Source organism: Thermoactinomyces sp. CICC 10735 (assembly GCF_016055175.1).
In the GTDB taxonomy this organism is placed as follows: Bacteria; Bacillota; Bacilli; order Thermoactinomycetales; family Thermoactinomycetaceae; genus Thermoactinomyces; species Thermoactinomyces vulgaris.
This window is the reverse complement of sequence record NZ_JAECVT010000001.1, coordinates 394,166-407,938: the sequence shown is the minus strand read 5'-3', so window position 1 is coordinate 407,938 and position 13,773 is coordinate 394,166. Positions and strand designations below refer to the sequence as shown.

The window sequence follows — 13,773 nt, the reverse complement described above, 5'->3', positions numbered from 1 at the left end:
CCACTGATATCCACGATGTGATGACAATATCCAACCGGACCATACAGCCGGCAATCCGGTGCTTTAAGTTTTAAAACACAAAGGAAAGATCCAGCATGAATTAGAGGGGGTGCCCTTTTGATCAACCTCCGGCCAATCCGTCCCGCTTTGTTTTTTCGCACTGAATTTTGTTTGGGATGTTGTCACTTACACCTTATTGACACTGAGGGACAAGCTCGTTAACCTGAACGATATTCCAACAAAAAAGGAGGAAGAGGGTTTCGTGAAAGGGAAGGATGTCATCGGCTTTCTCATTCCTTTTACCATCCTGCTCATCATTTTGCGGGCCGCGAACTTTTTTGGTTTTTGGAAGGTTGTGTCCATCATATCAGGAGCCATCTTTCTGTTGTTCCTGATCCTTAAATTGCTGGTCTGGATTCAAAAAAAACACTTGGCAAAGCAAAAAAGGGATGAATCCCAGACGTCATGAAAAGGCAAAGAGACTCAGGCAACATGCGGACCTGAGTCTCCCGGATCCATTTACAACTTCACGGCGATATTCTTTGTTAACTGGCGCAATAAGGTGAGAAAGAGGACAATGGCCGCCGCAGAACTCAATATATTCAGCCCGAGCGAATATTTTTCGCTCCATTCCAGCGCTGAAACAGAAAGAAGGAAAAAGGCAACAAATCCGATTCCGGCGATCCAGTGGAACCGGTAAAAACCGACTCCGATCAGGTAACCTGCCAAGTAATAGAAAAAGATATTAAGCAGATATTGAATCACCAGCCACCCGTTTCCGTTCAAAAATTCGTCAGACAGCAAATGAGACAGCTGGAACATCTCCAAAATCCCGTATTCCAAATAAGTGAGAATCACGGCGGAGAAAGTGATCGTGGCCGTCAGCCCGAGCGCGGCAAGCATCGAGCCGGCCCAAAAATCTCTCCGGGTGACTCCCTGCCCGACATAATAAGACAGGAATCCGTTGACGGAAATAATTGCGATCACGATCATATAAACCTTTGCCGATTGAAAAAGAAACACCAAAATTCCTTTCACCGCGGTGTTATCATCGATTGTAAAATAACTGGAATAAAGATGTACGATTTGGGTAACCAACACAAAAACCAGATACCAAACCGTCCATTTCATTTGTTCCAGGTACATGTCTTTGGCCACTTTAGGAAATACGGCTGTTGGTTTCATATGCATCCTCCTTGCCTGTTAAATGAATAAACAGATCTTGCAAAGAGCAGGTCCCGGTTTCCAATCCTTGTTCTTCGGCTTCCAACCGGAGATCTTCATTGAAATCTCCGAACACAATCACCGATTTTGTATTTCCGAGCTGCTCTTCGTTCAAGATCTTCCGACCTTTGGTGAAATCATCAACCGCCCCGGCATCTCCTGTGATGGTGAGTCCCTTGGAAATCAAGGTTTCATAGTCTTCATGGAGCAACAGCTTTCCGCGATCGAGAATCAGCACTTCTTCAAACAAATAATCCATTTCAGACACCAAGTGGGTGGATAAAATCATGGTCCGGGGATGTTTGGCTTGGTCTCCCAACAATTCTTTATAAAACATTTCCCGGGTCGGAGCATCCATGCCAAGATAAGCCTCGTCAAAAATGGTCACGGGCGCCCGGCTGGCCAGTCCGATGGTCACATTCATCGCCGACTTCATTCCTCTTGACAGTTTTCTCACTTCTTTGTTTAAAGGAAGCTTGAATTTCTCAGCCAGCAGAAGTGCATAATCCATGTCAAAGAACGGGCGGAACTTGGCTGCATCCTGAATGAAAGTGGAGACTTTATTCCGCTCTTCCTTGTAATCTTTTTCGTAAACCAACACAACATGAGGCATGATCTTCGGGTTTTCAAACGGCGGTTCCCCGCCAATCAAGATTGATCCTTCCGTCGGCAGGCGAAAAGATGACAAGAGAGAAAGGAGGGAGGTCTTTCCGGCTCCGTTCCGGCCGAGCAAACCGTAAATCTTTCCGCTTTCCAGTTGGAAGGAAACATTTTTGAGCGCCTCAAAGTCTTTGTATCGCAACGATACATTGTCGAATTCCACTTTATAATTCATCCTCAATCCCTTTCCTTTCTTTTTTGATCAGCGCAAACACTTCACTTTCCGCGATCCCCAGCTTGTGGGCTTCTTGCACCAAAGGGACGACATATTCATCCACAAAAGCCTTTTTTCGTTTTTGAATCAGTTTTTCTCTGGCCCCTTTGGCCACAAACATGCCGATGCCCCTTTTTTTATAAAGAATTCCTTCCTCAACCAGCTGGTTGACGCCTTTGGAGACCGTGGCGTGATTGATCTTATAAAAGTTCACCAGTTGCGTGGTGGAAGGAGCCTGTTCGTCTTCCTTCAGCTGTTCGTTGACAATCATGTCCTCGATTTTTTCCCGGACTTGCAAAAAGATCGGCTTGTGGCTGTCCAGCTTCCGGCTCAATGTGTATCACCACCTTACTTCCACGCTTATCTCGTTAAATGGTTATATACCTATGTGTATAAGTGTAACAGTAGTTAAGAGTCAGGTCAACAGGTTTTGTGACTGATTTTGGATGAGGATCGAAAAAAGCCTGATGGAAAAAGGGGAACCGGTACAAGAAAATGTTCCAAAAACCAATAAAAAACCCATAAACCAAAAAATGGTCCATGGGTTTTAAACCGGTTTTTAATGATTGGATTTTTGTTTGATAAAGAGTGAGATTCCGCCAATCAAAAACAGAATCAGCCACATGAGAACAATGATCAATACTTGAATGTGAAAAGAACGGAGCAATATTTGGTTCGTTCCGACCGCCGGGAGAGCCCAAGGGTAAACATACCCCAACCAAGTGTATTTTTTTGAACCGATGATCAAAAAAACCGGAAGGATGAGTAAAATATTGAGAATGACTGATTGTACATAGTTGCTCCAATATGCGCATACTGCCAAATGAAATGCGGCCAACGGCAAAATCCCTATCCATCCGAGAACCAGGCATTGAATCAGCAAGGCCCATGGAAACGGATGATTCAACCGGGCGAATTCCCCGATGACAGCAAACTCCGACAAGGCAATTACCTGAGCCAATCCCAATAAGAGGACAAGCCACAGATACTTGGATAAATACAGTTGTTTCCAAGAAACAGGACAAGTTAAAGCTCTAATCCAATTATGTCCTTCATGCTCCACCTTACACAGATTGGCTGCCAATAATACGGAAAGGATTGGAAAGAAGATGGTTGGATAAAAGTAGTTCGCCATTCCCCAAGCTATCAGCCAATCATTGGTCGCTTGATAATTTTCGGATACAAACCGGGCATAAATGAAGATCCCATAGGCAATCGGAACCAATGGAAGAACCAGAATCAACCGCCAAATATTTGTTTTCCGGATTTTCATCCATTCGGCCATGAACAAATTCCCCAATCATATCTCCCTTTCAGTCGATTAATCAAATTCTTTTCGGTAAAACACAGTAATTCCGATCACCAGCCAGATGGCGCCAAACAAAACAGATAACAAGAGGATTTCCCAGTTAAGCAATGCACTCGTTTCCCCGGGGAACAATGCCTGAACCGACAAAGGCGGAGAGGGGAGGAACGTAGACCAAAATTCCCACGGTGTCCACCAACCCCATCCTTTAAAAACAGGGGCAAGAATAATTGAGGCGATTCCAAATGAAATCGGCACAGATTGGTTCTTGCTGGCCATGGATACGCATAATTGAAAAGCCACAAAGGGGATGGCCAGAAGAAAAGGGGCATACACATAAGAAAACAATTGGCCGATGGTGACAAGGTGTTCAACATCGTGCAATTCAGCCATGATGTATATGCCAAAAACAAACAAAAGCCCCATAACCAAGGTGGTGGCGAATCCCCAGAAGAATTTGGCAACATAGATTTTCCATTTCGCCAAAGGCATGGCAAAAAGAAACTTCCACATATTCGAAAACTGTTCCATGTTGACGATGTAGGCAATGAAGACAGGAACAGTGAAAGCGATGATTTGCCATAAGTATCGGCTGGTAAGTGACAAGATCAATCCCCAACCCTGTTCTGGAGAGTGGCCTTTTTGCAAATAGTACCCAAGGGCAAGTGTGAGGAGAAAACAGGTCACAACAGGAACAAAAATGAAAAGCCAAATGACCCAACTACGGTGGATTTTAATCCATTCGTTGATAACAGATGAATTCATGATCAATGATCTCCATTCTCCAAAATCTGAAAAAACATTTGTTCCAGCGAGTTTTCTTCTTCTTGGAAGTGATAAATGATAAAGTGATGGTCGATGAGTAATCTTTGTAATGAATTAATTTTTTCCGTCGGCAGGGAGTCGATATAAATAAACTCATGATCCCGCGAAATGGAATAGTGATGTTGCTTCAGCAATTTTTCCGCTTCGTCCAACCGGTCTGTCTTCATTTTAAACTGTTTTTGGTTTTGTTTTTTCAAGTCCGCAAGTGATCCCTGAAACAAAAGCCGGCCTTGATGAATAATACCAACATGGGAAGCCATTTGTTCCACTTCACTCAACAAATGGCTGGACACGAATACGGTCACATTAAACATCTGCGGAAGTTGTTTGATCAATTCCCGGATTTCTTGTATTCCGGATGGATCCAGACCGTTTGTCGGTTCATCAAGAATGAGAAAGTCCGGTTGATTCAGAAGAGCCATGGCGATTCCCAGCCGTTGTTTCATACCGAGCGAATAATCTTTGGCTTTTTTATGTTTTGCATCTTCCAAATGAACCATTTTCAGCACTTCATCAATCCGTGACGGAGGAACTTTAAGCATCCGGCGGGCGATATCCAAATTTTCGTAACCATTTAAATGTCCATAGTAGCCGGGGGTTTCCACCAAACAGCCTACCCGGCTCAGTATGGAAATGCGATGTTTGTGAAATTCTTTCCCGAAAATCCGGACCGTCCCCTCCGTCGGGCGGGTAAGTCCCAAAATCATGCGAATGGTTGTTGTTTTCCCGGCGCCATTCGGGCCCAAAAAACCGTAAATTTGTCCTTTTTCAATTTGTATGTTTAACCGGTTTACAACCATTTGGCCGCGATAAGCTTTCGAAAGATTTTCGGTTTGTAAGACCATGTCTTTCCACGGGCTCCTTCCTTGAGACGGCAGAGTTATAAAATTCAAAATATTGATCGCTTGTCAGATGAAATTTCATTTTTTCACTTAATGTATTTTGAACGAAATCCCTTTGATAAAGATTTCATCATTCACAGCCCTTCTGACGATCGGCAGAGAAGAATTACCCCTTTTTGATGATTTACAAACATAAAGGATTAAAAAATATTCGTAAATGTAATAATTTTTATGTTATTCTTTAATTTGATTTACAATTTGGTGCTCATCGTCCTGGTCATCTTATTTTTCGTATCGTTTGCAAAGTTTGTTTACACCATCATGAGCAGCTTGAAACTAATGGTGATGATGACTCACCAGATCAATCAGAAATTGGATCAAATCCTCCGGCATTTGGGGAAAACGGTGGAGGATGCAAAGGAGCAACCGGAAGAAAATCGCCCTTAGACAAACTGTCCAAGGGCGATTTCAGTTTTAATGATAGCGATACCAAACTTTCCATCCCTCATTCGTTTTGGCCACGAAAACTTGTCCTTGCGACAAGCTGGCGCTGGGGAGGAATTCCGGGAAGAACAGTTCCACCAGCAGGGATTTTCCGGCAACTTCTTTTCCGCACTGTTGTTCAGCGATGCCGGAGTAGGGGGAAGATTCGGGATCCTTGAGGGAAAGGATCCGTTTGACCTCGTAATTTTGGTAACGGGAATCGTCGCCATAGGTTTCTTGAATCAATTGCGGGAGGACATCACGGATTTCTTTTTCCGCGTTTTCATCCGGTTGGATCAAATTCTCCGCATTCGGGCACTGCTCCGAGTTTGCAGGCTGATCTGCCGCTGCTAACGGAAGGGGAGAAAAACCGGTTGTTCCGGCAATGGTCAGGACCAGCAAAAAACAGAACAAACTCTTTCCAATGACAAAAAACGGTTTCATTTTTTCACATCCTTTTCTGTTTCATTTGAGGAAAAAAATTCCCTGATTCAATTTTATAATATCCATTCCACAAATCCATCTCATTTTTCACACCAATGGACGGGATCAACTGAAAAAATTTCAGGCATCAGGAAGGTGGGAATTAACTTTTAAGGTTGATGAAAACAAGCATCCATGTTAGACTTTACCGTGTTATTCAATCAAGAACGAAGGAGGATTTACCTGAAATGTATTTCTGCAGACTCCGATTTCAAGCTTTGAACAACTGATTTTAAAAATTCAAAGCCCTGCCATGTGCAGAGTGAATCGGGATCAGTCTGCCCTTTTCAGGTAAAACCTGTGTATATGAATAGATTGAAAAGGGAGGGGATTCCCCTCCTTTTTTGATTTCATTGCCGACATCCCGCCGGGCCGGTACAGGCTTGGTGTGTTTTCGTGCGCCTGAAAAACAGGCTCATCTCCGCATTCGCTTTGCACCGGGCAGAATGCGGAAGGTGAGAAAATATGAGTAAAAAGAAGTTAAGAAAAAATTTTCCGGGACAACATTTAATGAAAAGCAAACGGTTGGCAGCGGGCATTGTGGAGATGTCCGGAGTCGGCCCGGAGGATCAGGTGGTGGAAATCGGTGCAGGCAAAGGAGCTTTGACCGTTCATCTGGCGCAAAAAACCAAAAAGGTCATCGCCATTGAAAACGATCTTTCTTTTGCAAAGATTTTGCGGGAAGAAATGAAACCACACAGGAATGTCAGGGTGATTGAAAAGGATTTTTTGGAAGTGAACTTGCCCGATAAACCGTATTCGGTGGTATCCAATATCCCTTATTCCATCACCACCCCGATATTGAAAAGATTGATGGACCGGCCTGAAAATCCGTTTCAAAACGGTTTGCTGGTGATGGAAAAAGGGGCGGCCAAACGCTTCACAAGCCATCCTTCCACGAACCCGCGCATTCTGGCTTGGCGGATGTATTTTGATTTAACGATGGGAAGGACCATCGCCCGGTATCATTTTGCACCGCCTCCGAAGGTGGATTCGGCCGTTTTGTTTATCAAGAGAAAAGCCCCTCCCTTGATTTCCGTCCGGTTTCGCATTTTGTTTTTTAAACTGGCGTCTTATGCCCTGAAGCATCCGGAGTTGCCGGTCGTTGAAGTTTTCAGAGGGATTTTCACGACACCGCAAATCACGCATCTTGTGAAAACGTTGAAGAAGAGCAGGAATACGCCGGTCGGACGGTTAAGCGACGCAGAGTGGGCCGTGGTTTTTTACACCATGGTCCGGCATGTCCCGCCGTACCGCTGGCCAAAATAAAAAATCCCCCTGAAAAACAGGGGGATTTTTTAATATAATGAAAAACGATTTTTCATGGAAAGGGAGTACACCTGCTCATGGACATGACCAATGTTTTTTATTTTCTGCTGGCTTCTGTTGCGCTCACTCTCATGCCGGGACCGGATATTCTCTTTGTGGCAACGCAAAGCATGGTGCAAGGAAAAAAAGGGGGAATCATGACGGCGCTCGGCTTGTGCACCGGTTTGTTGGGGCATACGGCCGCCGTGGCCGTTGGAATTTCGGCTGTCATTTATCATTCGGCGCTGGCGTTTCAAATCCTCAAGTATTTCGGCGCGGCTTATCTGCTTTTTTTGGCATGGCAAGCGCTGAAAAGCTCCGGCACCGGTCCCGTGAAACAAAAACCCTTGAAACAAAACGCTTTTGCCTTGTATAAACGGGGAATCTGGATGAATTTGCTCAATCCCAAAGTATCCATATTTTTTTTGGCGTTTTTGCCGCAATTTGTTTCCCCTCACGCAGGATCCGTCACTTTTCAATTCATCGGGCTCGGAATGATGTTTATCCTTCAGGCATTAACCATCTTCAGTCTGGTCTCGGTGGGAGCCGCTGCGTTGGGGAAAAAATTTTTGCAACCCTTCATCCGTTCCCGGGGCGTTCATTGGATCGAAGCCGCCATTTATACAATTTTAGGCCTTCGCCTGGTGTTTATGGAAAAGTGATCAATTCCCGATCTGCCGGGACAAATGTAAAAAAACCTCTCCGGTAATGGAGAGGTTTTTTTATCAGAGATTATCTCTTGCCTTTAAAAAGTTATATTTTGAAGGTTTACAGGCTTTTTATCTTTTTGCTAAATTGAAAATGATTGATATTCCTGATGCTCATACAAGGATTTTTCGAGCGCTTGGATATGTCCAAAACCCCCAGGGTTGCTCGCAAAAGCTGAAACCCGTATGAAATAAAGGGAAAAGTCACTTCGCTTCGAGCTGATCCAAAAAAATAACATGAAACTTTCTTTTAAAAAAGAAGGTACTCGAAAAACAGTGTTGAACCTCAAGCGTGTCAAGTATTTCAGACACATGCCGTCAGAATGATTACACCTCAACAAGAGGATTGAAACTTAGCTACTGTTCTTGCTATCTGCAGAGCAAATGTCGGTCAATGCGATTACACTTCTTCTGGAGAACTGAAACAAAAAAGCCCTCTCCTTTAATGGAGAGGGCTTTTAATTATTGTCCTGGGCTTGATTTGACATCATATATTGGCTGCGTTTTTGAAAAAACACGTGGCTAAATTCTTCTAATTGTTCATTTTAGAGTGATTTTGCCAGAAGGGCCGCTGAACCCATTAGCCCATCAATGCTGTGATCTGCCTTAACAAAGAAGGAAACCGGACTCCTTTCCAAGTATACGAAGGAACAGACAGGCACATGGGTGATTGGATACCCTGATCCAACGAATCCGCGAGGCGGAGGAAGAGAATCGAAGCCCCTACCAGGCATGAGATGTTGGAGTTTTGTTGCCGGAAAGCCAAAAGGCTGAGTGCCTTGCGGACACTCAGCCTTTTCATGAGACTACAGTTTCAGGGAGATATTGTAGTCTTTCATCCATTTGTTGACTTGGAGGATATATTCCATCATTTTTCCGACTTCAAACGGAGATTTTTCAAAGAGATTGTCGGAAATGTGACGGATTTTTTGTTTGTCCAAAAGCAGTGCAACCGGCGCTTGCGGATCTTCGATCAATTCATTCAACATCTTGCGGATGTTTTGATAGTAAACCGGATCCGTTGTGGACGGATATGCACTTTTCTTGCGGGTGCGCACTTCTTCCGGCAGATAACCTTTGAATGTACGGCGCAACAGGCTTTTTTCGACTTTGTCGACGGTTTTCATCGAATAAGGAATATTGAATAAGTATTGAACCAATCGGTAATCGCTGAACGGAACACGCGCTTCAAAACTGTTATGCATGCTGATGCGATCTTTCCGTTCCAACATAAACGGCAGGAAGCGGGTGATGAAAAGGTAGGACATTTCCCGTTGTTTTTCTTCGATTCCCGTTTCCCCGTCCAATTTCGGAACCTCACTGACCGCTTCCTGGTATCTGCGGTTTCTGTGCTCTTCCGGCTGGAGTGTTTTGATCGCCTCTTCATTCAAAACATCTTTGAAGTAGCGAATTTGTGCGCTCCACGGGAACGTTCCGGAGAACAAAAATTCATCCTGATGGAACCAAGGATATCCGCTGAAAACTTCATCTGCAGATTCTCCGGAGAGCGTGGCTGCCGCATTTTTCTTCATTTCACTGAACAACAGATGCAACGATGCTTCCATTTCACCCAGTGCCGGCAAGTCGTGTGCCTCCACAGGGAGGAATACATGTTCCGTCAACTGATCATGGTTAATGATGACAGTATGGTGATCGGTATTTGCATATTCCGCAACGATTTTAACATACGGCTCATCCCGGCTGACATGCAACAAGTCGGCTTTGAAATGTTTGTCGCTTCCGGCAAAGTCAAGGGAATAGGTACCGAGTTGTTTTCCTTCTTCCGCCAAATACCGGGCAGCCATGGAAGTAAGACCACTGGAATCCAACCCGCCCGATAACATGGAGACGATCGGGGCATCGGCGATCAATTGGCGTTTCACAGTGTCTTTCAGGATTTCCCGGATTTTTTCAACAGTGGTATCCACATCGTCTTCATGCGGTGTGCTTTCCAATTTCCAATATTGATGATGATCGGCTTTTTCTTTTGTGAAAACAATGTAATGACCCTGTTTGACTTCCTGAATTCCGCGGAACACACCAAAACCGGGGGTGCGGATGGGTCCCATTCCGAAAAGTTCGCTGAAGCCTTCGACATCCACTTCCGGTTTGACTTCCGGATGGGCCAGGATGGCTTTCAATTCGGAACCAAATAAAACTCCGGAATTATGTACTTTGTAAAAGAGGGGTTTGACTCCGATGCGATCCCGGGCCAAAATCAATGCCTGGCGACGTTCATCCCAAATGGCAAAGGCAAACGCCCCGTTGATGCGCTGGATGAAATCTTCTCCCCATTCCAAATAGCTGTGCAGCAAAACTTCTGCATCCGATTCCGTTCCAAAACGATGTCCGAGATTTTCAAGTTCTGCTTTCAAATCTTTAAAGTTATAGATAAACCCGTCAAAGGAGAGTACGATGGAATGATCCCCTGAGCGATAAACCATCGGCTGTTTTCCACCGGCAGGATCGATGACAAAGAGACGGCGGTGACCAATCGCTGCACGTTCCGAAAACCAATAACCTTCATCATCGGGACCGCGATGTTGAATCGCGTTGGTCATTTTGCTTAAAACATTTTGTTCTCCCGACAAATCTCTTTCCCAATCAATCCAACCTGCAATTCCACTCATGAATGAATCATCTCCCATAAAAGAATCAACAAAATTATCGATATATTTAATTATAAAACAAGAAGAAGAAAATAAAAATATTTTTTTACATATTTATATAATATTCTATGTGAAATATTAAAAAAACCGCTTTTTGAATGCGTTTTATGTAATTTATCATGAAAACAAGTAAAATTTTTACATAACGCAAAACATATGGAAATGCAAGGGGAGGATTGGCAAAAAAATCCGGTTTAGCTCCCAAAGAACAGGACGCAAAAGCCGTCCCGACAAATTGCAAAAGGCAACGAAACAAACCGTAACCGTCGGCATCATGCGCTGCAGAGGAGAGGAGTTTTTTAATTTCTTGAGCTGAAAATAAGATGGGGCATTCGCCTCTTTTTTGCGTAACAATGTTATGTTACAATAATGACGAGGAGGTGTCGGGGAATGGATCAAGACTTGATTTCAAAAAAAGACCTGTTGAAAGAAACAGGCATTTCATACGGACAATTATACCGTTGGAAACGAAAAAACTTGATTCCGGAAGAATGGTTTATCCGCAAATCCACCTACACCGGGCAGGAAACCTTTTTCCCTCGCGATAAAATACTGCAACGAGTGAATAAAATCATCAGCTTAAAAGACGATTTGTCTTTGGATGAGATTGCGCAAATGTTTTCTCCCCGGTTTACGGAAATCTCGCTAACGAAAGAGCAAATTCAAGAGAAAAAGATTGTTTCGGATGTTGTGCTTGAACTGCACCTGTCCATCCATGGTCAATCCAATGTGTTTACCTTGGAACAACTCTTTTATCTCTATGTTCTGGATCAGTTGCTTGAAACGGGTGAAATTACCTTGGATGAAGGAAAATCGCTGTATCTGTTTTTGAAAAACAATTCCCACCGGTTTGAAAAGAAAAATGCAGAGTTATTCGTCGTCCGCAAACTGGGGGTCACCACTTATATTTTGGTGAATGAAATTAAAGAAATTTGTTTTGATGATCGTGTGAAAGTGCTCCTGCGCATTTCGCTTGCAGAGGAATTGGAAAAGTTAAAAGGGAAAATTCAACATTTCGGATGGGGAGATGCAAATGAGTGATTTACTGATCAACGGGTACGGAAATTTTTCGGGCGGTACATTCGAAAAGGTCCGCATCAACGGATTGGGAAAAGTAAATGGCGACCTGGATTGCCGGTTGTTTATCACAAACGGGGACAGTGTCGTGGAAGGAAACGTGCAAACACAAACGGTGAAAGTCAGTGGTTCGTCGGCGATTGAAGGGAAACTAATGGCGGATGAAACAAAAGTGAATGGCCAATTGACGACAGAAGGGGATGTGCACACCCAAAACATCACGCTCAACGGGACCGCCCAAGTAAAAGGAAATTTCATCGCCGACCAGGCAGACATCCGCGGAACCTTAAAGGTTGACGAAGACTTGGAAGCAGAGTCCGTGGTGATCAAAGGGGTTTTTATCATCAAAGGGCTGTTAAATGCCGGAAACATTCAAGTGGAATTGCTCGGCAATGCCAAAGCAAAGGAAATTGGCGGAGAGAAGATCGTCGTCAAAAAGAACAGCTTTGCTTTAAACAAATGGCTGAAATCCTTTTTTGCCGACAAAACATTGCAAGCCGAAGTGATTGAAGGGGATGATATCGAATTGGAATACACCCACGCCGGCATTGTCAGGGGAAAAAATGTGAAGATCGGCCCCGGCTGCAAAGTGGACGTGGTGGAATACCAAAATTCGTTTGATCAACATGATCAAGCGGAGGTCAAAGAAAGCAAGCAAGTCTGAGGATACCGCCCCGGACTTGCTTGCAGGGGCGGCTTCATGCTTGCTTCCATTTAATATTGCAACCCAGACTGGGTTTTTGTGTGACCGTCACCGGCTCACCGTTAATGATTTGATCCAATGCGGCACGGATGGATTCGCCGGTCACCGGAATGTCATTCCCCGGGCGGGAATCATCCAATTGCCCCCGGTAAACACATTTCAGATCGCCGTCAAAAATATAGAAATCCGGCGTGCAAGCTGCTTGGTAAGCCTTGGCTGTTTCCTGGGTTTCGTCGAATAAATACGGAAACGGGTATTGGAGTTTTTCTGCCACTTCTTTCATTTTCTCCGGCGAATCATCCGGATATTGCTCCGCATCATTGGCGTTGATGGCGACAAAGGAAATTCCTTTCGGAATGTAATCATTGGCCAGTTGCACCAACTGATTCTGAACATGTTTTACATAAGGACAATGGTTACAGATAAACATGATGACCGTGGCAATGGAGGATTTTACATCTTGTAAGGCCACCGTTTTTCCGGACACCGCATCCGGCAATACAAAATCCGGGGCTTCTTTTCCGAGCGGGAACATATTCGATTCCGTTTTCGCCATATCCGCATCCACCTCTTTATGTTTTTCCGTATTATAACATTTCGCTCTCTCCTAGAGGAAGATGCAAAGAGGGAACGGATTTTCGTCAAAAAATTCTAAAATAAACAAGGATTTATGCTATAATAACGTTAAAGCGATGAAAGATTCGCAGAGAGGATGGGCTCTTTGCCACCGGTGAACAAAAGAATTCCGATTGAAGTTGTGCGGGTGATTGACGGAGACACTTTGAAAATCAAGAGGAATCAAAAACTGGAACGGGTCCGGCTTCTGTATATTGATGCCCCCGAGCTCAATTCCGCCAATTTGTTGGAACATTTCAAAGCGCTTGAGGCCAGAAAGTACATTGTCAGTCTCATCCATCGCGGCCGGAGTGTCACCATCGAGCAAGGCGCCTTTAAGCGGGACCATTACGGCCGGATTCTTGCCCATGTGTATGTGGATGACATGCATTTGCAACCGCTTTTGCTGAAAAGAGGATTGGCCCGTTGCGTGATTCCGAACCGGGCGCGAAAATTGAAATCAGAACGGAAATATCTGAAAGAGTTCCGGCGTTTGGAAATCATGGCACAAAAAGCCGGGCGCGGGATATGGGAATATGAGCAAAACAACGGCACGATCTTAAGCCGGGTGAAAAGCATTCAATCTTAAAGACAGGGATCCTGGGAAAGGGTGTCCCTGTTTTTCATTTTCGTACGAACCGCATCATGATATAGTCA

16 protein-coding genes are annotated in these 13,773 nt (G+C 44.3%); 7 read left to right on the top strand and 9 right to left on the bottom strand.

Going from position 1 to position 13,773, the window contains the following annotated elements; all coding sequences use genetic code 11:
* Positions 1–262 precede the first annotated feature (262 nt).
* Positions 263–469 carry a hypothetical protein gene (locus I8U23_RS02115; RefSeq protein ID WP_198050667.1) on the top strand — a complete coding sequence of 69 codons (207 nt, stop codon included), beginning with the start codon at positions 263–265 and terminating at the stop codon, positions 467–469.
* Between the two features lie 50 nt (positions 470–519).
* On the opposite strand, the gene I8U23_RS02110 is transcribed toward I8U23_RS02115, so the two are convergent.
* From I8U23_RS02110 to I8U23_RS02085, 6 genes are all read right to left on the bottom strand, one after another.
* Positions 520–1,185 carry a hypothetical protein gene (locus I8U23_RS02110; protein WP_198050666.1) on the bottom strand — a complete coding sequence of 222 codons (666 nt, stop codon included), beginning with the start codon at positions 1,183–1,185 and terminating at the stop codon, positions 520–522.
* Positions 1,160–2,059 carry an ATP-binding cassette domain-containing protein gene (locus I8U23_RS02105; protein ID WP_198050665.1) on the bottom strand — a complete coding sequence of 300 codons (900 nt, stop codon included), beginning with the start codon at positions 2,057–2,059 and terminating at the stop codon, positions 1,160–1,162. The genes I8U23_RS02110 and I8U23_RS02105 overlap by 26 nt, the downstream gene beginning before the upstream one ends.
* On the bottom strand, positions 2,049–2,432 hold the full coding sequence (locus tag I8U23_RS02100) for a GntR family transcriptional regulator (RefSeq protein WP_198050664.1): 384 nt from the start codon (positions 2,430–2,432) through the stop codon (positions 2,049–2,051). Before I8U23_RS02100 ends, I8U23_RS02105 begins: the two co-directional genes overlap by 11 nt.
* A 225-nt stretch (positions 2,433–2,657) precedes the next feature.
* Positions 2,658–3,383 carry an ABC transporter permease gene (locus I8U23_RS02095; RefSeq protein WP_198050663.1) on the bottom strand — a complete coding sequence of 242 codons (726 nt, stop codon included), beginning with the start codon at positions 3,381–3,383 and terminating at the stop codon, positions 2,658–2,660.
* Positions 3,384–3,419: 36 nt separating this feature from the next.
* Entirely contained in the window at positions 3,420–4,169 is a 750-nt protein-coding gene (locus tag I8U23_RS02090; protein WP_198050662.1) for an ABC transporter permease, read from the bottom strand.
* A 2-nt stretch (positions 4,170–4,171) separates the two neighbouring features.
* The gene (locus I8U23_RS02085; RefSeq protein ID WP_198050661.1) at positions 4,172–5,074 is read right to left on the bottom strand and encodes an ABC transporter ATP-binding protein; all 903 of its coding nucleotides are present in this window, start codon (positions 5,072–5,074) and stop codon (positions 4,172–4,174) included.
* Between the two features lie 228 nt (positions 5,075–5,302).
* Here I8U23_RS02085 and I8U23_RS02080 point away from each other — a divergent pair, with 228 nt between their 5' ends.
* Positions 5,303–5,518, top strand: coding sequence for a DUF4083 family protein (locus tag I8U23_RS02080; RefSeq protein ID WP_181732156.1), 216 nt, complete (start codon positions 5,303–5,305; stop codon positions 5,516–5,518).
* A gap of 27 nt (positions 5,519–5,545) precedes the next feature.
* Here I8U23_RS02080 and I8U23_RS02075 read toward each other — a convergent pair whose 3' ends face one another.
* Complete coding sequence (locus tag I8U23_RS02075; RefSeq protein WP_181732155.1) at positions 5,546–5,998, bottom strand: hypothetical protein; 453 nt, start codon at positions 5,996–5,998, stop codon at positions 5,546–5,548.
* Between the two features lie 504 nt (positions 5,999–6,502).
* On the opposite strand from I8U23_RS02075, the gene erm reads away from it, so the two are divergent.
* On the top strand, positions 6,503–7,306 hold the full coding sequence (erm, locus tag I8U23_RS02070; protein ID WP_198050660.1) for a 23S ribosomal RNA methyltransferase Erm: 804 nt from the start codon (positions 6,503–6,505) through the stop codon (positions 7,304–7,306).
* Positions 7,307–7,383: 77 nt separating this feature from the next.
* Positions 7,384–8,007, top strand: a complete 624-nt coding sequence (locus I8U23_RS02065) for a LysE family translocator (protein ID WP_198050659.1) — start codon at positions 7,384–7,386, stop codon at positions 8,005–8,007.
* 851 nt (positions 8,008–8,858) lie between these two features.
* On the opposite strand, the gene asnB is transcribed toward I8U23_RS02065, so the two are convergent.
* Complete coding sequence (gene asnB, locus I8U23_RS02060; RefSeq protein WP_181732152.1) at positions 8,859–10,682, bottom strand: asparagine synthase (glutamine-hydrolyzing); 1,824 nt, start codon at positions 10,680–10,682, stop codon at positions 8,859–8,861.
* Between the two features lie 429 nt (positions 10,683–11,111).
* Between asnB and I8U23_RS02055 the strand changes: the two genes are divergently transcribed.
* Positions 11,112–11,762, top strand: coding sequence for a YhbD family protein (locus I8U23_RS02055; RefSeq protein ID WP_181732151.1), 651 nt, complete (start codon positions 11,112–11,114; stop codon positions 11,760–11,762).
* Positions 11,755–12,462 (top strand): polymer-forming cytoskeletal protein, encoded by a 708-nt coding sequence (locus I8U23_RS02050; RefSeq protein ID WP_181732150.1) that lies wholly within the window; start codon positions 11,755–11,757, stop codon positions 12,460–12,462. The genes I8U23_RS02055 and I8U23_RS02050 overlap by 8 nt, the downstream gene beginning before the upstream one ends.
* Positions 12,463–12,496: 34 nt before the next feature.
* Here I8U23_RS02050 and I8U23_RS02045 read toward each other — a convergent pair whose 3' ends face one another.
* Positions 12,497–13,057: a thioredoxin family protein gene (locus I8U23_RS02045; protein WP_049720115.1), complete on the bottom strand. Its 561-nt coding sequence runs from the start codon at positions 13,055–13,057 to the stop codon at positions 12,497–12,499.
* A gap of 174 nt (positions 13,058–13,231) precedes the next feature.
* Between I8U23_RS02045 and I8U23_RS02040 the strand changes: the two genes are divergently transcribed.
* Positions 13,232–13,705 carry a thermonuclease family protein gene (locus I8U23_RS02040; RefSeq protein ID WP_236533612.1) on the top strand — a complete coding sequence of 158 codons (474 nt, stop codon included), beginning with the start codon at positions 13,232–13,234 and terminating at the stop codon, positions 13,703–13,705.
* Positions 13,706–13,773 lie beyond the last annotated feature (68 nt).